Below are 19,083 nucleotides of genomic sequence, written 5' to 3'. Positions count from 1 at the left end.
ATTCAGTTTTTTTATCACTGCTGCAAGGTTAGGCTGATTGCATTGACACTATAAAGCTGAGGATTATATGACCATTTCTTACCAGACTCATGCGATCTCCGTGAATCCGGCCACCGGTGAAACCCTGAATGCTTATCCGTATGACAGCGAGCCGCAAATCGATCGGGCGATTGAGCGCACTCATCAGGCCGGTAAGCAGTGGAGCAAGCTTAGCGTGGCGCAACGGAGTACAAAGCTGCGCGATCTGGCGGTGGCGCTGCGCGATCACGGCGAAGAGCTGGCGCAAATGATCCGCGCCGAAATGGGCAAACCGATTTTGCAGGCGCGTGGCGAAGTGAACAAAAGCGCTAACCTTTGCGAATGGTATGCGGAGCACGGCCCGGCAATGCTGGCGACACTGCCCACTCAGGTGGAAAACAATCAGGCGGTGATGGAGTTTCGTCCGCTGGGTACGGTGCTGGCGGTGATGCCATGGAACTTCCCGCTGTGGCAGGTACTGCGTGGTGCGGTGCCGATTATGCTGGCCGGTAATTGCTATATCCTGAAACATGCGCCAAATGTGATGGGCAGCGCACAGCTGATTGAACGCATTTTTATCGCCGCCGGTTTGTCGCAGGGTGAGTTCGCGGTGATTAACGCCACGGCTGAGGGCGTCAGCCACGCGATTAACCATCCACAAATTGCGGCCGTGACCTTTACCGGCAGCGTGAGGGCCGGTAAGGCAATTGGCGCACAAGCCGGTGCGGCACTGAAAAAATCGGTGCTGGAGCTGGGCGGGTCCGATCCGTTTATCGTGCTGGAGGGTGCCGATATCGATCAGGCGGTGAAAGCAGCGGTGGCTGGGCGTTATCAAAATAGCGGCCAGGTCTGTGCGGCATCAAAACGCTTTATTCTTGAGCAGCCAATTGCAGAAGAGTTTACCGACAAGTTTGTCGCTGCGGTGAAACAGCTGAAAACGGGCGCGCCGGATGAAGAGGGTAATTATATCGGTCCGATGGCACGTTTTGATCTGCGCGACGAGTTGCACGATCAGGTTGAAGCAACGCTGGCAGAGGGTGCCACGCTGCTGGCGGGTGGACATAAGCTTGAAGGTAAAGGTAACTACTACGCGCCAACCGTGCTGGCAAATGTTCAGCCGCAAATGACGGCTTTCCGTCAGGAGCTGTTTGGTCCGGTAGCGGCAATTACCGTAGCACGCGATGTCGATCACGCCATTGAACTGGCAAATGACAGTGACTTCGGTCTGGCTGCAACCATTTACAGCGGCGATGAAGATAAAGCGCAGCTGCTGGCGGCTCGCCTGGAGTGCGGCGGCGTATTTATTAATGGTTACAGCGCCAGCGATCCGCGCGTGGCCTTTGGCGGCGTGAAGAAAAGCGGCTATGGTCGTGAACTGTCGCAGTTTGGCCTGTATGAGTTCTGTAATATCCAGACGGTATGGAAAAATCGTCAGGTCTGACAGACAGCGATACGGAGTATGCAACCGGGAGACTGTCTCCCGGTTTTTTTTATCAGTCCATCAATAATTGATCGGTCGCAGGGTCGACAGCGCATCAGATATGATGAAATATGGCTATGCTGATAACAGCAACTCCTAACGCTGACGGATTGATGATGGCAAATAAAACCTCTTATTTATTCCTCATTTTGTTCTGCCTGACCTTTACGGTTTCCGCTGAGCAAACGACTAAAAAAGCGACCTTTGCCAATATGGCATCGGGCTGGTGGCAAAATCTTAAAGAGGATGTATCAGAAACCTGGCATAACCCACAATATACTGATGTCTATATTCCCTTTCTGAGCTGGCACAACCGTTTTATGTATGATTCGGACAAAACGGATCATTACAACGAAATGCCCTGGGGCGGAGGGGTCGGCATTTCACGCTATACCGAAGAAGGTAACTGGCATGGCCTGTTTGCGATGGTGTTTCAGGATTCTCACCGTGAGTGGCAACCGGCAGTGGGTTACGGCTGGGAAAAGGGGTGGTATTTAACGCAAAACAAGGATGCGCGAGTTGGCCTTGGCCTGGCGGGAGGGATTACGGCCAGGGATGACTTTGCCAATTACGTGCCGCTACCCTTTATATTTCCACTTTTCTCGGCGGGTTATAAGAATGTCAATTTGCAGTTCACCTATATTCCGGGAACTTACAATAATGGTAACGTACTTTTTGCATGGTTAAGATACGGGTTTTAAAATTCGGCAGGCCAGCTGCCTTGTAAAACCTGATTCTTGTAGGGTCTGCCATAACATAACAGACGAAAGTTGCCGCTTAATTAATATTATCCAGGCCGCATCCCTGCGGCCTGAAACTCAGGCTAAATCGAGCAGGGCGTTTATCCGGTCAATTTGTTGCCGCCACTGATATTGCAGCTCAGGTTTCTGATGCTTAGGTTTACGCGCCAGATCGTCTGCCAGTTTACTTTCCAGCTCAAGCAGGTTGCTCAATAAATGCTCCTGCTCACACTGTTCATTGCTAATCGCTGACGCGGTATGCTGCTTTTGCGTCACCGCAGCAGGCGGCGAACTCGCGGCAAGAATGGCACAGACCGGCTCCAGATCCTGCCACTGCTCCAGACGTTGATTATCGATCAGCCAGAAACGATTACAGCTTTTTTCAATCAGCGTGCGGTCGTGGGAAACCAATATTACTGCACCGCTGAAGTTTTTCAGCGTTTGCGCCAGCTGTTCTTTGCCTTCCAAATCCAGATGGTTGGTCGGTTCATCCAGTAATAACAGCGAGTACTCCGCCAGCGTCAGGCCAATAAACAGCAGTCTTGAGCGCTCACCACCGCTCAGGGTGCTGACCCGTTGCTGATGACGCAGGTAAGGAAATCCAGCCGCAATGAGTGCCATTTTGCGCTGATCTTCAGTCAGTGGTGCAAAGCGAGTCAGGGCATCCGTCAGGCTGTCGCTGTCACGCAGCTGCTGCAGACTCTGATCGTAATAGCCCACATGCACGCGTGGATGAAACACCACTGCGGCGTCTGTACCTGCTGGATGATGAAATGCCTGCCATAAATAGTGCAACAGGGACGATTTTCCACAGCCGTTACGCCCTGTCAGAGCAATACGATCGCCGCTTTTGACTTGTAGCGAGTCGATGCTGAACAACACCGGTGCATCTTCAGCCGGGCGTATTTTGAGATCGGACAGTGCCAGCACCCGATCGGCTGCCAGCGCTGAACCGCTAAGACGCAACTGCCACTGGTTACCGCTTGTCAGCTGAGTCTGATCATCTTTCAGTCGTTCGACCTGTTTTTCCATCTGTTTCGCTTTACGCGCCAGTTTTTCGTTATCGTACTGGTTTCCCCAAATAGCCAGCCGTTTGGCACTTTTCGCTATCCGGTCGATTTCTGTTTGCTCAGCCAGGTGACGATGCGCGTCAGCCCGATCTTTCTCAACCAGTGCCGATCGCGCCGCAGTACAAGGCAAACGAAAAAACTGCAGCGTTTTATCACGCAGAATCCAGCTGCAGTTGGTGACGTTATCCAGCAGGCTTCGGTCATGGGAAACCAGCACAAAACTGCCGCTCCAGTTTTGCAGAAACTGTTCCAGCCATAACAGTGTCGGTAAATCGAGATGATTACTGGGTTCATCCAGCAGCAGTAAGTCGGGCTGACGGATCAGCGCGCGAGCCAGTAGCAGGCGGGTATGTTGACCTCCGCTTAATGTGCCCGCAGTCAGTTGCCAACTAATTTCATCAAAGCCAAGCGAGGCCAGCAGTACTTCTGCCTGCCAGTGCTCAACGGGCTGCGTACAGTGTGGAAGGTTAGTCAGTACTGCATCCACCAGGAGACGATGATGCAGTGTGTCAGGCAGAGACTGTTCAACCCTTGCCATCAGGCACTGGCTGGCAGAGGTGACGCTGCCGCGTGTCGCGGAGAGATCGCCGCTAAGGATTTTCAGCAGGGTGCTTTTACCACAGCCGTTGTGGCCAATCAGACCGATACGGTCGCCTTTTTTTAGGCTAAAAGAGACATCAGTCAGCAGTGGACCGAAGGTGTTGTCGTAGCCAACAGATTGTGCAGAAAGCAGTGTGCTCATTGGTTTATCCAGTTTTACAGGCATGGTAGTGCCCTTCGTCAAAATCGCTGACGATAACCGGTAAGCCGGAGGGAAGTTCTTAGAGTGTCATTTAGTTAGCTTCGCTCAGACAGGTTATCGCAGCACGCAGCTGGTAACGCCTGAGCAGAAACGATCGCTAAAAACGAGTGAATAGAGAAACAATTCACTGGTGAGCATAGCAATCCTCCTTTGATAAAATAGGTTAAAAAGTCAGTCGAGTATATTGAGCTTTTAGCTGTTTTGTCATCAGTTAACAGCTAAAATTGTGATGATTAACGAATTTTCATCAATCGTCGTGGAGCGTGCATTACTACAATATCATGAATTTCGACACCGCCCCAGCTGCTGATTATAATTCTAAGACAGGCGATAGGCATAAAGGGTTTTATCATATTATTGATATGCTTCGAGCTCTTATTAAGAAAGAGGGGTTAGATATTGAAATTAGAAAAATAATTTTAATATCATGCACTTAGGTACATCAAGGCTCACAGGGATGGTGGTGTTTAACAGGGATATACAGGCTGACAGGACAATTCAATACTATAAATCCCTAGATTCCGCCAAAGGCGGTTAGCATGAGAGTATTTACCCATCCCTTACTCAAAACGTACCTGAAGAAAAAAAGACGGGCCGCAACGCAGGTTTCAAATTAATGCAAATCCAATTTTATTATCAACACAATCACACTTATTGGTAGTACAATCACATAGCTTCAATACTTCATTATAACCATAATCCCAATCCTTAACATAACCCTCTATTTTTTTAATATTAAAACCATTGCAATTCAAATGAAATCCAACGCACCAGAAAGACTTATAATCAAGCAGGCAGTGCTTGATTGAAGTTATTTTTGCGAAGTCTTTTTTAAAACCGTTGATCAGGGATTGTGCATCTTTAGCACACTTGAGCTCTAAGAAAACATATGCATCATTTCCAGGCTTCTCCTCCTTGAATGCAATATCTATAAACATGTTATATCGGTCCTTCAACATCCTTCCATCAGGAAAGGCCTCTATTTCCCTACTAACTAAAACACCATCCAGATTAGATATGAAATGTTGTAGTTCAAATTGCAACCATTTTTCCCAATCATATATCTGATTAGTACAAATATAACGTATTTTTTTCCTGATGATTCTGTCCTTCAGGAATTGTTCCATTATTTCCTTGACCAAATTTGAGTCTGCTTTCAATGTCATTGATTGATCCTTATTTCAGATGATAATATCATAACATTATCAGATGGTTATGTTAACACTTTAATCAAGAATGGGTGGGCATGGTTGGTAACAGAGCTTTTGTCAGGGGGATGCTTACTTGGAAATATTGCGCAGGCATTATGTAATTATTAATACATTGTTGAAATTAGTTTAAACTGGAATACACTACTTTATAATAAGAAATACAGTTGAGGTAACAGTTAGTTGAGAGATGCAGAGGTTCAGTCAAAAGTAAACATTGAAGTGATTGAGGGAGTTTTATTCCACTGGCGTAAGACTCCTGGAATTGTCATTGAATTGAACATCGTCTACAACTGGATAATTTTTCTAGTACTGCATGTTGTCATCCTGGTAGCCTTGGGGCAGTTCTTGCATTATTTTTGATAATGGTTGATGGTGGTTGATATAGTCTTCTCAAAAATTTTATGATATGTTCAATCATAACTTACAAGAGGGATTTTAAATGAGTAACTCTATTGCTACCATTTCCATAAAGAAGTTATATGCATTGTCTGCCGGAAGATGCAATATTTGTAAGGAATCTCTTTTTGAGGGGAATGTGCATATAGGTGAAATGGCTCATGTCATCGCGAAAAGCCCAAAGGGACCGAGAGGTGATGAAATGTTACCTAATGATAATAGTTATGAAAATCTTATACTATTATGTTCCAATCATCACACCTATGTTGATAATGATCCCTTCGAATATACGATACAAAGGCTTCATGAAATCAAAAATGAACATGAATTATATATATTTAATGCTACAAATTTTAATTCTAATGCAATTAACAACAAAAGATCTGACATAGATTTTCTTAATACTTATTTTCTCTACACCCCATTCGGGCGAGTACTTTCTTTAATTGATTCGTTGCCAAATAGTTACCATATAGATCTGAGTATTCTTGGTGACCAGTTTGAGATTATAGTGAAATGTTTACCCGCTAGTTATCCTTTGAATGATAATTTGCTTCAGGATAAATTCAATGATTTCATTGAGCGTTATTATTGTGTGGATAAATATTTATTCGGCCGGGTGAGTATTTCAGAGTGCGAGGATGTCGAAGTATATAATGGTGCAAATTATAACCTTAAATGCTTTCTAAACTTTGATCATCTGCCTGTTGATAAAGCAAACATAATTGTGAATGAGTTGACATTAGCCAAGCACAACCTTGTATCCGCCTACAATTCTCTCATTACTTATCTAAGAACTTACTATCCTGAAGTAAATATTTATTCAAGTATCTAATCTACTTATCTTTGCAAACTCAGATTATTCGGGCACTGGCAGTACCCCAATGTTTAGCGGGATTTATTTACTCAATATTTCAGTACATTTTTTTAAGAATCAACCTATCCCAGGTCAAGTCTATTTTTGGAGCGGATGGGAGTTAACGGAAAGCTTTGGGGAAGTAAAGGACATTATACCAGGAAAGAAATGGCCTGGACTTGTCGAGACTACTCGTGGTGATTCGATATCTGCGAACATCTCTGTGTTTTTATAGAAATTTCAAGCAGATCCTTATTTTTTCATTTGCAAATCACTGAAAAACTCATCAGATTGAACGTGGACATCGCTCCAATTTTTAATTATGGAAAATAGATATGATGCATAAAACTCTTTCCTGTGCGCTGCTGCTTATCGCGTCAGGTTCCGCGCTGGCAACCACTCAAACGGAAAAACAACTCAGTGGAATTGTTGATAACGTGGTTATTCCTTTGATGAAAGAACAGGCCATTCCCGGCATGGCGGTGGCGGTTATCTATCACGGTCAGCCTTATTACTTTACCTGGGGAATGGCAGACGTCGCAGGTAAACAGCCCGTCACGCAGCAGACCTTATTCGAACTCGGCTCCGTGAGTAAAACCTTCACTGGCGTATTGGGTGGCGATGCTATAGCGCGGGGTGAAATTACGCTTCGCGATCCCGTGAATAAATACTGGCCAGCACTGTCCGGGAAACAATGGGAAGGGATCAGTTTGCTGAATTTGGCAACCTATACCGCCGGTGGCTTGCCGCTCCAGGTGCCGGATAGTGTTACCGATGAAGTGTCATTACAGAATTACTATGAAACCTGGCAGCCGCAGTGGGCACCGGGCACAACGCGCCTTTATTCGAACGCCAGTATTGGGCTGTTTGGCAAACTGGCGGTTAAACCTTCAGGTATGAGCTTTGCGCAGGCGATGAGCAAGCGCGTGTTCCAGCCATTGCAGCTAACGCATACCTGGATACATATTCCACAAGGTGAAGAAAAACACTATGCGTGGGGCTATCGCGATGGAAAGGCCGTTCATGTTTCTCCGGGTATGCTGGATGCTGAAGCCTACGGCGTAAAATCATCAATAGAGGATATGGCAAGCTGGGTGCAGGCCAACATGACACCTTCTGAAGTAAAAGATGCCTCGTTGCAAAAAGGGATTTTGCTCGCACAGTCGCGATACTTGCAGGTAGGGGATATGTATCAGGGGCTGGGCTGGGAGATGCTGAACTGGCCGATGAAAGCAGCCATCGCGGTCGATGGTAGCGATAATAAAGTCGCACTTGCACGGCAAAGTGCGGTAGAAATAAATCCGCCAGCACCAGCATTAAAAGCTTCATGGGTACATAAAACTGGCTCAACCGGCGGATTTGGCAGCTACGTGGCATTTATTTCCGAGAAGCATCTCGGCATCGTGATGCTGGCGAACAAAAGTTATCCTAACCCTGCGCGCGTGGAAGCGGCTTATCATATTCTTTCAGCTTTGCAGTAAACAGCTGGCTGTCAGGCGTCAATAACCGGTGCCATTTTTGAAATACAGCGGCGCATCGTAATTACGAATGCGCCGCTTTTACCCTGGGAATGGTTTGTCGCTCAATAATGTCATTCGCCAGTGGCTCATAAAATGGCGAAGACATCATTAAAACAACAGCGGTTATGCACTCACTGGCCGATAAATTCGCTTACTGCATCCGCAAACTGTTGCGGTTGGTCCAGCATAATAAAATGGAAACTGTCATCGATGCGGCGCAGTTTTATCTCCGGTAGTGAAGCATAGGCGTTACGGTAGGTGGCATCGGTGTTTGCCGCCGGAAAACCGTACAGGGCATCCCAGGCATAAACCACTTCAACCGGTGCGGTGATGTTGTGCAGTTCCGGGCGCAAATCGGTGATCATCAATTCCCTTGTTGCATCGGCAACGGTTTGTTTATCGGACTGCAAGCCCGCTTTAATCAGTGCCGGGCGTGCGGCCTGATCTTTGACCAGCCGGGCAATGGCCGCAGTCTGCATCGCTTCAGACTGTTCGTCAGGTGCTGCCATTATCGCCGCACGAAAAGCGTCAGCGCGCGGTTTTACTGCTTCAACCGTGGCATCTGGCGAAAACAGCAGGCTGTAAAAAGGCAGGGCGTCGACCACCATGACACGACCGACACGTTCGGGGTGGCGCGCGGCAATCATCAGCGCCACTTCGCCGCCAAGCGAGTGACCAATAATCGCCGGCGCTGTCAGCCGCTGGCGTTGAATATAATCACCAATCGCCTCTGCCGCGGGTGCCGCCACCAGGTTATCCCGATCGGTAATTGCCGGTTGACCGGCAAATCCGGCAATTTGCACCAAATGCAGCCGGTGCGTTGCGCTCAGCTTTTTTGCCAGTCCGGCCCAGACTTCACGCGAGGAAGCCAGCCCTGGAATCAGGATGATATCCGGCCCCTGGCCTTCGACCACCACGGAAATGCGTTCTGCTGCGGCTGCAGACTGGACGACAGGCTCTGCGTAGGCGAAAGCCGGTAAACAGCAGGCGATAGTGATTGCGGTGGCACAGGCTTTCAGCAATCGTCGTTGGCTTTTCATTATCGCAACGTCTCCGTCAGCCACTGCTCCAGCTGTTTAAGTTCGACTGCCTGTTGCGGAAAATCCGCGACTAATTGCTGCATATGATTTGCCACAACGTCAGGTCGATATTCAGCACCTTGCAGTTTTTGCGCCAGCGCCTCCAGCGGGGCCGGATTAAGACTGTCGGTGAAAATCTGGCAGCGGCTGATAATGCCGCGCTCGACGTCAAAATGAATTTCGACGCCGCCCCAGCTAAATCGCTGGTCGAGGAGATGTGAGAAGTCCGGCGCCTGGCCGAAGTTCCACTCCCAGCTGCTCTGTTTAGCAAACTGCTGCTCAAATCCGGGTAAGTCGGGTAATGCGTCGGGAGAAATACGCTCCGGTTCACAGCGGGTATTAAAATGGCTGAAGAACGACTCGGTGATGGCTTCACACAGCCGCTCAAAACTGACGCCAGACACCAGTTCTTCAAGATTCGCTACCCGCGAACGCACCGAGGTGATGCCTTTGGCCTGTAACTTTTTCACGTCCGGATTGAGATAATCGGCGAGGCGAGAAAGATCGGCATTCAGCAGGATTGTCCCGTGGTGGAAGCCGCGATCCGGCGTTTCGCGATAGGCAGAACCCGAGATTTTACGGCTGCCGTCAGCGGTGTTGACCACCAGGTCATTGCGTCCGGAAGCTTCCGCCGGAATGCCAAGAGTTTCGAGCGCACGCAGAATGATTCCGGTTGAGACGCTTTTATCGTACTCCGGTTTGCCCGCCATAAAGGTAAAGCAGCAGTTACCCAGATCGTGAAACACCGCGCCGCCACCGCTGCTGCGGCGTGCCAGTTTGATGCCATCCTCCGCCATGCGTCGGGTATTACACTCTTTCCACGGATTCTGGGCCCGGCCAATGACCACCGTGTCTGCATTACGCCACAAAAACAGCACGCGCTGAGTGGCGGGCATCTGGCGAAAAATACAGTCTTCAACCGCCAGATTGAACCAAGGGTCGTTAGACTCGGATAACAGCAAACGCAGTGTGGACATTGATCACTCCAGTTCCGTGAGAGGGGTGCCGGGCATATGGCATGGCAATAATACTATCCCGGACAGAGAGATACCAATTAGCCAGAAGCGCGATTTACTCCTGGCGACGCGATTAAAGCTGATCCATTCTGCGTTTGATGCCGAGTGGCATTGCTCAGGCTTGCTCCCATTGCGTCTATTTCTTTCTGGTTTTTAATAAATCGTTAAACTCACTGGTCATAAAATCCACGAATACACGCACTTTCGGCGTCATTTGTCTTGCACTGGGCCAGAGCAAATGAAATGTAGTATCTGTCTGTTTTAGAGAGGTTTCTAATACCGTCTGTAGCTCACCCTTAGCAAGTGCCGTTCCCACTGAATAATCTGGCAAGCAGGCAATTCCGCATCCTTGTTTTACGGTAAACAGCAATGCTTCCAGGCTGCTGCAGATCATGGTGACGGGAAGCGACTGGCTGTTACCGGATTGAGCCGGATAACGCAGAGGCCAGTGGGCTTTTATCCCGCTACTGGGATATCGATAATGTAAGCAAGCATGCTCACTGAGATCCTCAGGCCGGGAAGGTGTTCCACGTCGTTTGAAATAATCAGGAGAGCCTACCAGGCACAGGCGATATTTTCCCAACGGACGGGAAATCAAGCGCGAATCGCTTAATTTTCCCCCGCGGATAACCACATCCATACCATCTTCAATAACATCGGCCAGGCGATCTGAAAAATCGAGATCAAGTAATACGGCAGAGTCAGAAGCGATCCTTGCCCTGGCTGAAAAGCAGGGCGTCAGGCACGTGGTCGGGCTTCAGCGCCGCTTTTCACCGAGCTCACGCTACTGGCATGATCTGATAAAGCAGGGCTACGTGGGGAACATCAGATCGGTGCGGATGTCGGTTGGCGTCGACGCCTTCGGCCAGGTGATGCCAGAATTCGTCAGATGGGCGCTGGACGCAGCCAACTTTACCGAGTTGCTGTCCGTCTACGGCGGCCACTTCCATGACATGCTGTTCCATGGCGTAGGTTTCCCACAAAAGCTGGTGGCCATCACTGAAAACCACTTTCCGCTGACGACGCTGGCGGAAACCGGTGAAAAAGTGCCCTATATCAGTGCTAATGAAGTGATGGTCATAGGGACGCTGACCGGTGGCGGATTATTCTCGGTCCAGCTTGAGGGGGCACAGACATTACGCACCGGGCTGCAGATTGACATTACCGGCACTGAAGGCGTGTTGCGCATTACCAATGAACGTGCATTCCAGAATAGGCATGATAATAAAATTTCGGCTATGCGCGATGGCTCAGAAGTGTTTACTGGGCTGCCGGTACCTGCTGAATACGCGTATTTACCCGTCTCGCATCTCGAAGCCAGTACCCAGGACGTCGCCTATTTATATGCCGCTTACGCCGGTGATAAGGCGTCCGGCTCTTGTGAAGCGACCACATTTGAGGATGCGCTGCGTCAGCATCAGCTGATTGATCAGATAACTAAATCCTCTAAGTCCTTCTTTAGCTAAAAGGGACTGTTAGAATAATGGATATATGTTCACCTGCAGAATGCCTGATTATGGAACTGATTCTGTCAACACATCGGGCCCGCGATGCAAAATAAACTGGAAATGCTGCGCATATTTTGTACCGTCGCAGAGTCAAGAAACTTTAAAGATGCTGCGATACTTCTCGGCATTTCACCTCAGGCGGTAACCCGCGCGGTTAAGGAACTCGAACAGCAGCGCGGGGAGATTCTGTTTTATCGCAGCACCCGGCAGATGAAAATTACCGCCGATGGTGAACGTCTGGCGCAATATGCCCGGCAAGCAGTTAACGCTGTCGACAAATTATTGACGGCACATCAGCAGCCAGCGTCAGATGAGATGCGCGGCCCCGTCCGGTTGACGGTATCTTCCGTGTTTGGGCGTAAGTTTGTTATTCCGGCGTTAACTCAATTTTCACGGCGTTATCCGGATATTGTGGTGGACTGCATCCTGACGGATACCCACAGCGATGTGATTGATGAGCGAATAGACATCGGCATCCGCTTCGGTTTTTTACCCGATAACCGTTATGTGGCGCGTGAACTGACTAAAATTCAATTTTTTTCAGTCGGCACGCCTGAGTTGATTGGCCAGACAGGCATGCCAACGCGCATTGATCAGCTGGACTCATTTCCACTGACGGCATTGGTTGATCATAAAACCGGACGTTACTGGCCATGGAGTTTCAACAATGCGCGAAGCTTTACGCCGTCGAACCCACGCTTTATTACCGATGATCTGGAAGCAGAGTTTCACGCGGTGCTCGATGGCATCGGTTTTGGATTTATGCCGGGCTTTCTGGCACTGCCTTACTTAAAAAGTGGCCGCCTGATTCAGGTTCTGGAAGACAATACCGCCGCAAGCTGGGGGCTCTATCTTTACCGGCCACAACGCGGGCCAACATCAATGCGGATCAGGGTGCTGTACGATTATCTGGCAGAGGTTTTAGCGGATATTGAGACCTGACCTTATGCAGGTCAGGTGGGGCAGGTTAAGGGGTCGCAACGCGAACGATGATCTTACCAATTTGCCGGTTTGATTCCAGATATCGGTGAGCGTCCGGCATCTGTTCGAAGCTAAATATCTTATCCAGTTGAGGTTTAAGATAGCCTGCCTCAATGCCGCTCAGGATGAAACGTTTTGCCCGTTTCCGAATGACGGGATCGTGCAACACTTCGAGGAACAGGAATCCCGACATCGTCAGACTTTTACGCAGTGCAAGCTTGAGCGGAAACGGCGTCGCTTCCGGACTCAGGGCACCATGTATCACCAGTCGCCCCTTCACCGCCAATGCGCTGGCAATCTGTTCAACCTGCGGCCCGCCGACCGCATCAAATGCGGCGTTAAGATGTTCTCCCCCCAGTCTCGAGACAATCGCCTGATACAGATCAGGTTCCTCTTCACTGGCGATAACATCTTCGACGCCAAGCGCAGATAAATGCTGTTTTTTCGCTACGGTGAGTGTGCTGGCAATCACTCTGGCACCGGCAGATTGTGCGATCTGAATCGCAGCCAAACCGACGCTACTGGATGCCGCCGTCACTAATAGCGTCTCGCCTTTTTTCAACCCGGCAGCATGGATTATCCCGCCATAGGCGGTGAGATACTGCATCCAGATGGATGCGGATTGCTCCCAGCTGAGACTGGCAGGTTTAGCGACCAGCAGCGATTCAGGGACAATCAGTTGGTCGGCATAGGTGCCAAAGCGGGCAAGACTGGATGAGGGCAGGATAGAAACGTGATCACCGGGTGAGAATTGCCTGACATCTTTTCCAGCCGAGATAACCACGCCTGCACCTTCGTAACCGAGACGTGAAGGAAATTCTGCTTTCTCAATGTAAGTGCCGCGACGAAACATAGCATCGGCCCGGTTAAGACCGATGGTTTTCATCTGAACCAACACGTCGTTCCCGGCTGGCTGAGCCAGGGGAAGATTTTCCAGTTCAAGAACATCAGCATCGCCCGTTCGATGGAAGCGCCAAGTGCGTGCCTGTAAGGGTTTATTTAACATCAATGACCACCTTAATCGATGCCGAACCCTGCTGCACTGCGTGATGCGCATCGATGGCCTGATCGAGATTGAAATGACGGGCGTCGACGACAGGGCGGATTTTACCTTCTTCAATCAGACGGGTCGCGGCGTCCAGTATCTCACCATGATGAGCGCGAGCATTTCCGGATAGCATCGGCATCAGGACAAATACGCCAGACAGCGTGGCACAACGTAACGACGACACCGCCAGATTATGTTCACCAAATGCTGCACAGCTGGTGATATGCCCGTAGTGTCGGGTCATGCCCAGTGAATCTTGCAAAACCTTGCCACCCACGGTGTCATATACAATGTCGAAGCCCGCGCCAGCGGTACAGTTGTTGACAATCTCTTGCGCTGAAAGTGCGCGGTAATCCAGCGGCGTGGCACCTAATTGAGCAATCAGTGATTGTTTAGCCGTTGAGCCGGTGGCCCAGACATTGGCACCGAGCGCTTTTGCCAGTTGCACAACCATACTGCCAACGCCTCCTGCGCCGCCCTGAACCAGTATATTTTGCCCCGGCTTTACCCGCGCATTATCAACCAGGCCTTCCCAGGCGGTTAATAAGGTTAACGGAATGGCAGCGGCTTCGCGCATGGATAAATTACGCGGTTTGAGCGCCAGTAAATCGACATCGACCGCAGCATATTGTGCAAGAGTGCCCTGAAGTCCGCGAACACCGCCGGTCAGGCCATAAACTTCATCGCCGACGTTAAATCGTTCAACGCCTTCACCCACGGCAACAATGACGCCCGCCATATCAGTACCCAGCACAGCCGGTAACTCCGGCATGGCGTAAGGCGCTTCCCCGAGGCGAATTTTGTAATCGATAGGATTGACTCCACTGGCGTGTATCTCTACCAGTACCTGGCCAGCTGCCGCAGTTGGTACCGGCAGTTGAACGGGAGAAAATTGTTCATCAGCAAAATTTTCCAGCAGCAGTGCAGTCATCATGGTTTTCATAACGTTAATCCCTGAGAAGAAGTATGGGATTCAATATATCAGCCATGATGATTGCAGATAATGAAACTCTCCGGATTTAAGAATTCCATAAAATGGCATTAATCAGCTGGCGTGGCGGAAATGATGCTGATGGTCAGGACAGAATCAGGTACAGCCAACAGCATCAAAGCTGTATCCATTAACCAGCGCTTAGCTCTGCACACCTTCAACGATAAACACTCGATAATCAGCACCTTTCAGACGGTGCTTCAGGGCTTGCTGATAGAGAGGACTTTCATACGATGCTTTGGCATCAGCCAGAGTCGGAAACTCAAGGATAACTGCGCCATCCACCGGAGACCCTTCCAAAACGGAGCCGCTCCCGGCTGGTCAGGAATCGTCGTGCGGTTGACAACACTAATGACAAAATTGTCAGCAATGGACGGGCGCGACTTAAAGAGACAGGGAGATAAAATCGGGTTTTTATCATTGAGGATGTGGCATCGGACAGAGAAGCAACCAGAGGTTAAATGCTAACCTCTGGCTTGATTTTTAGTTGTAGGTGTTATCGATTACTTTGATGGTTTTTCCGTCTGGCGCTTTTATGATGTTGAAATACTTTCCTGTCGATTTATTTTCCACTAATACATCGATGTCATTGATTCCGTCATTATCAAAATCCATTTGAGAAGATAATGCAACCGGCAGCAGAGAGTCATCATCAGACACGTCGATATAACTGACTTGATTATTACTTTTGACCACTCTTATTCGCACGCTTCCGTTATCTTTATCCCTGGATAAATTATATACATTGCCTGCGTCAACATCGGTATCAACAATAATGTCGTTATTTAATATCAGATTATTTTCGCAACCAATAATCGCCACGCCAGAGATATCAGCACCCGCATATTCTGAACCCGGCTCAGAACTGGTATCATCAATTTTTATAAATGAGTAATTACTGTCGGCTACGCCACCGACAGCATAACCAAGAACATGACCTACACTGTTATTCTTCTGTTCCTTCAACGTCGCCTGATGCCAGTTAACGTTGTCAGATGAAACATACACATCCATCCCGGCGAACTCACCTTTTTCATAAATATAGAAAACTGGCTGTCCATCCGCTGTCGGATTGATACGCAGCGGAAATATCCCTAACGTCGTGCTGCCTTTTCTTCCCAGTGAGGTGTAAGCTTGATCAGGCATGCCAAGCATATTTGAGACATCATTATAGGGAGGAGAAACACCAGCGCCTGGTTGGTAACTCTCAACGCTGGTAATAAATCCTGAAGCCTCTTCAGGAATCTCCGGATAGCCGCCATACGATGTTGCTGTACAAATAGCCGGAATGAATAATGCCATAAATACACAGACCGTGATTTTCACTTTCATGTTAAATCCTCATATTTAAAATAATATCCGGGAATTGTTGCTATTTGCGCACGTTAACCTCTTCTTTATCCAGTTAAGATAATAAACGCGCATCAGCCTTAAGCTTTATTTGCTGATTCACTATGTACGACATCCCCGTAAAAAAGTGCAAATATTATTTTCCGAATGGGCATTGCAGCTATTTTATTTATCATGTTGATATTTAACAGTCGAGTATCTGATGTCAGGTGAGATTAAATTTATGCCATAAGGGGAGCCGCCAGCACGGCTGTATTTCATAATTCGGTACTGGCGTAATTCAGGGGAAGGGGAGATCAGGCGGTTTTGTTTTGTGCCTGCAGTTTAACTACCAGCTCATCAAGACAGCGCCCGACCAGCATTTCGACCGCTTCACTGCGCGAGGTTTCACTGACCCGTGCCAGTTTGTCAATTTTGCGCAGTATCGACATTCTCAGCGACAGCGAAACCGCTTTTTTCTTTTCTTTATCGAGGAATACCCGGCTGACCGCTTCGGTCGTTTTCAGCTCGGCATGGGCCGCCAGCGCTTCGGTCATCCGGCGCAGCGTTTTTTTATCCAGTTGTCCGGGTTGAGTCAGCTGATAAGAGTGGGTGGCCTTACTGTACTTAATTTCAGCTCCCCATAATTCCCGCAGCTCTTTCAGCGCGCGGGTTAACGTCGGTTCTGAACACTCCAGTGAGGAGATGATTCGTGCAGCAGACACCGGCTTCCCTGAGCCAAGAATATTCGCCAGAGTATAGATTCGGGCTTGTCGCGTATTAAGCTGCATATTAGTTAACGCCTGCATTCATAGTCGAAGGTTCAATGGGACGAATCTCGTCCGGATCCACATTTCTGATCGCCATCCTGGCTAAACGGCTGCACAACAATATGTCTTTTTTTGCCATTGAGGGCACAGACCTTATCAGCAATATCATAAACCTAAGCTAAATCAACAAATAATAATTAGCACGCGAATCTTTTTACTGCCGGACACCCAATTAGTTATTCGGTGTTGCCTGTATCAGGCGGACACCTTCCTGAGATTTATCTGCTGCAATGCCGTAGACCTGCGCTCTGGCAAGAATGCCGGATGCCCAGCGTCGGTGCGTTGCCGGTTCGCACATCGCTCCCTGTGACTTAAATACCGCCTGCGTTGAGTTGAGAATCCGCAGGGCGTCAGCATGATCGGTGGCGGTAACCATCAATGCCTGTTCGATTTTACTGATTTGATTGGGATGGATAGCGGTTTTACCCACCAGGCCATGAGCAATATCCAGCGCCAGTTCCTGATCCATAATCTGGTGATCGTCAATATGTTCACAAACCGGTGCGGTCAACGCGAAATCTCGCGAGGAAAATACCGCTACCAGCATTTTAATCACGTAGCCCATCGGGCTGTCATACAGGGTATAGTTGCGTGAGCGTCGCAGCGAGACCACGTTCATCAGGTCATTACCACCGATGCGTAACGCGATGATACGTTCATAACATGCGTGACGTTGTAACGTAACTGCCAGCTCACGCATTTGCAGCACGTCGAACACTTCTTCAGTTTCCAGCGTCGGCATCATGCACAGGTGGGTATCCTGCATAATTCGCCACCACACCGGCAGCGACTGTTGCGTAAACTTGGGCAATACCAGTCCATCTACCGCGCTTAAGTCCATGCTGTTAATCAGCAGTTCACCCATTTCGGCATGACGCGGCCGGATAAATACCAGTGGCCAGTGGTCGCGGCCGGCGGCATTTTTAGCGTCGGTCAGCCGTGTCAGCAGCAGCTGTAAATTACTCAGCGCCAGCGGTACATCAGCATCGCAGACTGCATCTTCCAGACAGATCACCAGCGAACGCAGCCCGGCGATCTTGTTATTTACAATCGCGTCCGCAATATCACTTCGCACCGCAGGCATATACAGCGTTGCGCCCAGACGCCAGGGAGAGAGCCGATTGTCCATCAGAGTACCTTCTTGATAATAGTCACCGCGCGGTACTGCCCGAGCGCATCACCGGCTTCAGTGATGGTTAAGCCTTTTTCTCGCGCCAGATACACCAGTAACGCCACGTCCGGATCGTCAACTGAGCGAACAAACACATGGTCAGGAACGCGGCGCAGCACCGCACGCGTCGCTTCAGCAATGCCGGGCTTAATCCGGTTAATACTGGAAATGTTGAATTGTTCAGCCATTTCGCTGATGACCTGTTCACTTTTCAGTTTCAAAGGGGCTTTTTGCTCAGGCTGCCAGTCACAAGCGGGGATTACGTCGATATTCAGGGTATGACGGTATTCGGCAACGGTATCGACCAGTTGACGGCTGCATTCAAACTGCGCCAGATGATCGCATTTGACGCAGCCATGCAGCCCGGTTTCTGACCAGATAGATCGGGAAATCATGCCGGATACCGGCGCGCCCATAATGCCAAAAGGAATTAGCCAGTCATCATCACTTGCGGCCAGCCACGAACGACCACAGGGATCGGCGAGAACCACCAGTCGGGGCTGGGCAGGGTAGCCAGCACGATGCTTTAGCGAGCGCGTCAGTTCGCCGGTAATTGCACCTTTACCGGTCCAGCCGTCGACGAAAACAATCCCTTCGGTACCATGACGTGCTTCGATCCACTCCAGCGCGACGCTGTCGATGCCACGATCGCGAATAATACTGATGCCGTAGTGATACGATTCCTTACCCAGCGCGCGCAGAGTTTGTTGCAGCATCACGCCGAGCGGCACGCCGGCGCGTACCAGGCTGGTCAGCACCACTGGCGTCTGCGGGAAGCGCTCAATCAGCGCTTTTGCCAGCATAATCACTTCTCTGGCCAGACGCCCGGCACCCTGATCCAGCGCCTGAGAAAACAGATCCAGATGCCAGGCGGTGGGTTCCGGTTCCTGACTGAGCATTTCGGAATAATGGCGGGTGCCAGACTGAATAAGCTGCTCTTTTTGTTCAACCGGTGTCATTTCCATCTCAACCGGTTGCAGCAGAAAGTGCACATCCTGCGGCAGGTAGGAACCGGAAAAAGGAGTGAAGTCCTGCAT

General features: G+C 49.4%; 18 protein-coding genes. 6 read left to right on the top strand and 12 right to left on the bottom strand.

Translation table 11 applies throughout. From position 1 onward, the window contains the following. The first annotated feature begins 67 nt into the window (after positions 1-67). Positions 68-1,459, top strand: coding sequence for an aldehyde dehydrogenase family protein (locus RIN69_RS11410; protein WP_313857513.1), 1,392 nt, complete (start codon positions 68-70; stop codon positions 1,457-1,459). 155 nt (positions 1,460-1,614) lie between these two features. Beyond that, complete coding sequence (pagP, locus tag RIN69_RS11405; protein ID WP_313857716.1) at positions 1,615-2,199, top strand: lipid IV(A) palmitoyltransferase PagP; 585 nt, start codon at positions 1,615-1,617, stop codon at positions 2,197-2,199. Between the two features lie 117 nt (positions 2,200-2,316). On the opposite strand, the gene RIN69_RS11400 is transcribed toward pagP, so the two are convergent. Together RIN69_RS11400 and RIN69_RS11395 are read right to left on the bottom strand one after the other, a co-directional pair. Continuing rightward, a complete protein-coding gene (locus RIN69_RS11400) occupies positions 2,317-4,050 on the bottom strand; it encodes an ABC-F family ATP-binding cassette domain-containing protein (RefSeq protein ID WP_313857512.1) in 1,734 nt (577 codons plus the stop codon). Between the two features lie 668 nt (positions 4,051-4,718). Beyond that, positions 4,719-5,276: a hypothetical protein gene (locus tag RIN69_RS11395; RefSeq protein WP_313857511.1), complete on the bottom strand. Its 558-nt coding sequence runs from the start codon at positions 5,274-5,276 to the stop codon at positions 4,719-4,721. Positions 5,277-5,760: 484 nt separating this feature from the next. Between RIN69_RS11395 and RIN69_RS11390 the strand changes: the two genes are divergently transcribed. Both RIN69_RS11390 and ampC read left to right on the top strand, forming a co-directional pair. Then, entirely contained in the window at positions 5,761-6,552 is a 792-nt protein-coding gene (locus RIN69_RS11390) for an HNH endonuclease signature motif containing protein (RefSeq protein WP_313857510.1), read from the top strand. Positions 6,553-6,908: 356 nt separating this feature from the next. Next, positions 6,909-8,054: a CMY2/MIR/ACT/EC family class C beta-lactamase gene (ampC, locus tag RIN69_RS11385; protein ID WP_313857509.1), complete on the top strand. Its 1,146-nt coding sequence runs from the start codon at positions 6,909-6,911 to the stop codon at positions 8,052-8,054. Between the two features lie 170 nt (positions 8,055-8,224). Here ampC and RIN69_RS11380 read toward each other — a convergent pair whose 3' ends face one another. From RIN69_RS11380 to RIN69_RS11370, 3 genes are all read right to left on the bottom strand, one after another. After that, complete coding sequence (locus RIN69_RS11380) at positions 8,225-9,133, bottom strand: alpha/beta fold hydrolase (RefSeq protein ID WP_313857508.1); 909 nt, start codon at positions 9,131-9,133, stop codon at positions 8,225-8,227. After that, complete coding sequence (locus RIN69_RS11375; RefSeq protein WP_313857507.1) at positions 9,133-10,149, bottom strand: lipoate--protein ligase A; 1,017 nt, start codon at positions 10,147-10,149, stop codon at positions 9,133-9,135. The genes RIN69_RS11380 and RIN69_RS11375 overlap by 1 nt, the downstream gene beginning before the upstream one ends. Positions 10,150-10,324: 175 nt before the next feature. Then, positions 10,325-10,828: a LysR substrate-binding domain-containing protein gene (locus tag RIN69_RS11370; protein WP_313857506.1), complete on the bottom strand. Its 504-nt coding sequence runs from the start codon at positions 10,826-10,828 to the stop codon at positions 10,325-10,327. A gap of 175 nt (positions 10,829-11,003) precedes the next feature. On the opposite strand from RIN69_RS11370, the gene RIN69_RS11365 reads away from it, so the two are divergent. Next, positions 11,004-11,654 carry a hypothetical protein gene (locus tag RIN69_RS11365; RefSeq protein WP_313857505.1) on the top strand — a complete coding sequence of 217 codons (651 nt, stop codon included), beginning with the start codon at positions 11,004-11,006 and terminating at the stop codon, positions 11,652-11,654. Between the two features lie 84 nt (positions 11,655-11,738). Continuing rightward, on the top strand, positions 11,739-12,638 hold the full coding sequence (locus RIN69_RS11360) for a LysR family transcriptional regulator (RefSeq protein WP_313857504.1): 900 nt from the start codon (positions 11,739-11,741) through the stop codon (positions 12,636-12,638). Between the two features lie 25 nt (positions 12,639-12,663). On the opposite strand, the gene RIN69_RS11355 is transcribed toward RIN69_RS11360, so the two are convergent. From RIN69_RS11355 to RIN69_RS11325, 7 genes are all read right to left on the bottom strand, one after another. Beyond that, positions 12,664-13,683: a zinc-dependent alcohol dehydrogenase family protein gene (locus RIN69_RS11355; protein WP_313857503.1), complete on the bottom strand. Its 1,020-nt coding sequence runs from the start codon at positions 13,681-13,683 to the stop codon at positions 12,664-12,666. Then, on the bottom strand, positions 13,673-14,668 hold the full coding sequence (locus tag RIN69_RS11350; protein WP_313857502.1) for a zinc-dependent alcohol dehydrogenase family protein: 996 nt from the start codon (positions 14,666-14,668) through the stop codon (positions 13,673-13,675). The genes RIN69_RS11355 and RIN69_RS11350 overlap by 11 nt, the downstream gene beginning before the upstream one ends. Positions 14,669-14,857: 189 nt before the next feature. Then, on the bottom strand, positions 14,858-15,016 hold the full coding sequence (locus RIN69_RS11345; RefSeq protein WP_313857501.1) for a DUF1330 domain-containing protein: 159 nt from the start codon (positions 15,014-15,016) through the stop codon (positions 14,858-14,860). 183 nt (positions 15,017-15,199) lie between these two features. Further along, on the bottom strand, positions 15,200-16,048 hold the full coding sequence (locus tag RIN69_RS11340) for a hypothetical protein (protein WP_313857498.1): 849 nt from the start codon (positions 16,046-16,048) through the stop codon (positions 15,200-15,202). 314 nt (positions 16,049-16,362) lie between these two features. Beyond that, positions 16,363-16,836 carry a tellurium resistance protein TerW gene (locus RIN69_RS11335; RefSeq protein ID WP_313857495.1) on the bottom strand — a complete coding sequence of 158 codons (474 nt, stop codon included), beginning with the start codon at positions 16,834-16,836 and terminating at the stop codon, positions 16,363-16,365. 211 nt (positions 16,837-17,047) lie between these two features. Beyond that, complete coding sequence (locus tag RIN69_RS11330; RefSeq protein WP_313857492.1) at positions 17,048-18,004, bottom strand: HpcH/HpaI aldolase/citrate lyase family protein; 957 nt, start codon at positions 18,002-18,004, stop codon at positions 17,048-17,050. After that, positions 18,004-19,083 (bottom strand): cysteine protease StiP family protein, encoded by a 1,080-nt coding sequence (locus RIN69_RS11325; protein WP_313857491.1) that lies wholly within the window; start codon positions 19,081-19,083, stop codon positions 18,004-18,006. The genes RIN69_RS11330 and RIN69_RS11325 overlap by 1 nt, the downstream gene beginning before the upstream one ends.

Origin of the sequence: Winslowiella toletana (genome assembly GCF_032164335.1) — a bacterium.
GTDB lineage: Bacteria > Pseudomonadota > Gammaproteobacteria > Enterobacterales > Enterobacteriaceae > Erwinia > Erwinia toletana_A.
This window is presented reverse-complemented; position numbering and strand designations above follow the sequence as displayed.

Coding starts and splice junctions, on each gene's coding strand:
- RIN69_RS11410 (WP_313857513.1), top strand. CDS start 68: ATGACCATTTCTTACCAGACTCATGCGATCTCCGTGAATCCGGCCACC.
- pagP (WP_313857716.1), top strand. CDS start 1,615: ATGGCAAATAAAACCTCTTATTTATTCCTCATTTTGTTCTGCCTGACC.
- RIN69_RS11400 (WP_313857512.1), bottom strand. CDS start 4,050: ATGAGCACACTGCTTTCTGCACAATCTGTTGGCTACGACAACACCTTC.
- RIN69_RS11395 (WP_313857511.1), bottom strand. CDS start 5,276: ATGACATTGAAAGCAGACTCAAATTTGGTCAAGGAAATAATGGAACAA.
- RIN69_RS11390 (WP_313857510.1), top strand. CDS start 5,761: ATGAGTAACTCTATTGCTACCATTTCCATAAAGAAGTTATATGCATTG.
- ampC (WP_313857509.1), top strand. CDS start 6,909: ATGATGCATAAAACTCTTTCCTGTGCGCTGCTGCTTATCGCGTCAGGT.
- RIN69_RS11380 (WP_313857508.1), bottom strand. CDS start 9,133: ATGAAAAGCCAACGACGATTGCTGAAAGCCTGTGCCACCGCAATCACT.
- RIN69_RS11375 (WP_313857507.1), bottom strand. CDS start 10,149: ATGTCCACACTGCGTTTGCTGTTATCCGAGTCTAACGACCCTTGGTTC.
- RIN69_RS11370 (WP_313857506.1), bottom strand. CDS start 10,828: ATGGATGTGGTTATCCGCGGGGGAAAATTAAGCGATTCGCGCTTGATT.
- RIN69_RS11360 (WP_313857504.1), top strand. CDS start 11,739: ATGCAAAATAAACTGGAAATGCTGCGCATATTTTGTACCGTCGCAGAG.
- RIN69_RS11355 (WP_313857503.1), bottom strand. CDS start 13,683: ATGTTAAATAAACCCTTACAGGCACGCACTTGGCGCTTCCATCGAACG.
- RIN69_RS11350 (WP_313857502.1), bottom strand. CDS start 14,668: ATGAAAACCATGATGACTGCACTGCTGCTGGAAAATTTTGCTGATGAA.
- RIN69_RS11340 (WP_313857498.1), bottom strand. CDS start 16,048: ATGAAAGTGAAAATCACGGTCTGTGTATTTATGGCATTATTCATTCCG.
- RIN69_RS11335 (WP_313857495.1), bottom strand. CDS start 16,836: ATGCAGCTTAATACGCGACAAGCCCGAATCTATACTCTGGCGAATATT.
- RIN69_RS11330 (WP_313857492.1), bottom strand. CDS start 18,004: ATGGACAATCGGCTCTCTCCCTGGCGTCTGGGCGCAACGCTGTATATG.
- RIN69_RS11325 (WP_313857491.1), bottom strand. CDS start 19,083: ATGCAGGACTTCACTCCTTTTTCCGGTTCCTACCTGCCGCAGGATGTG.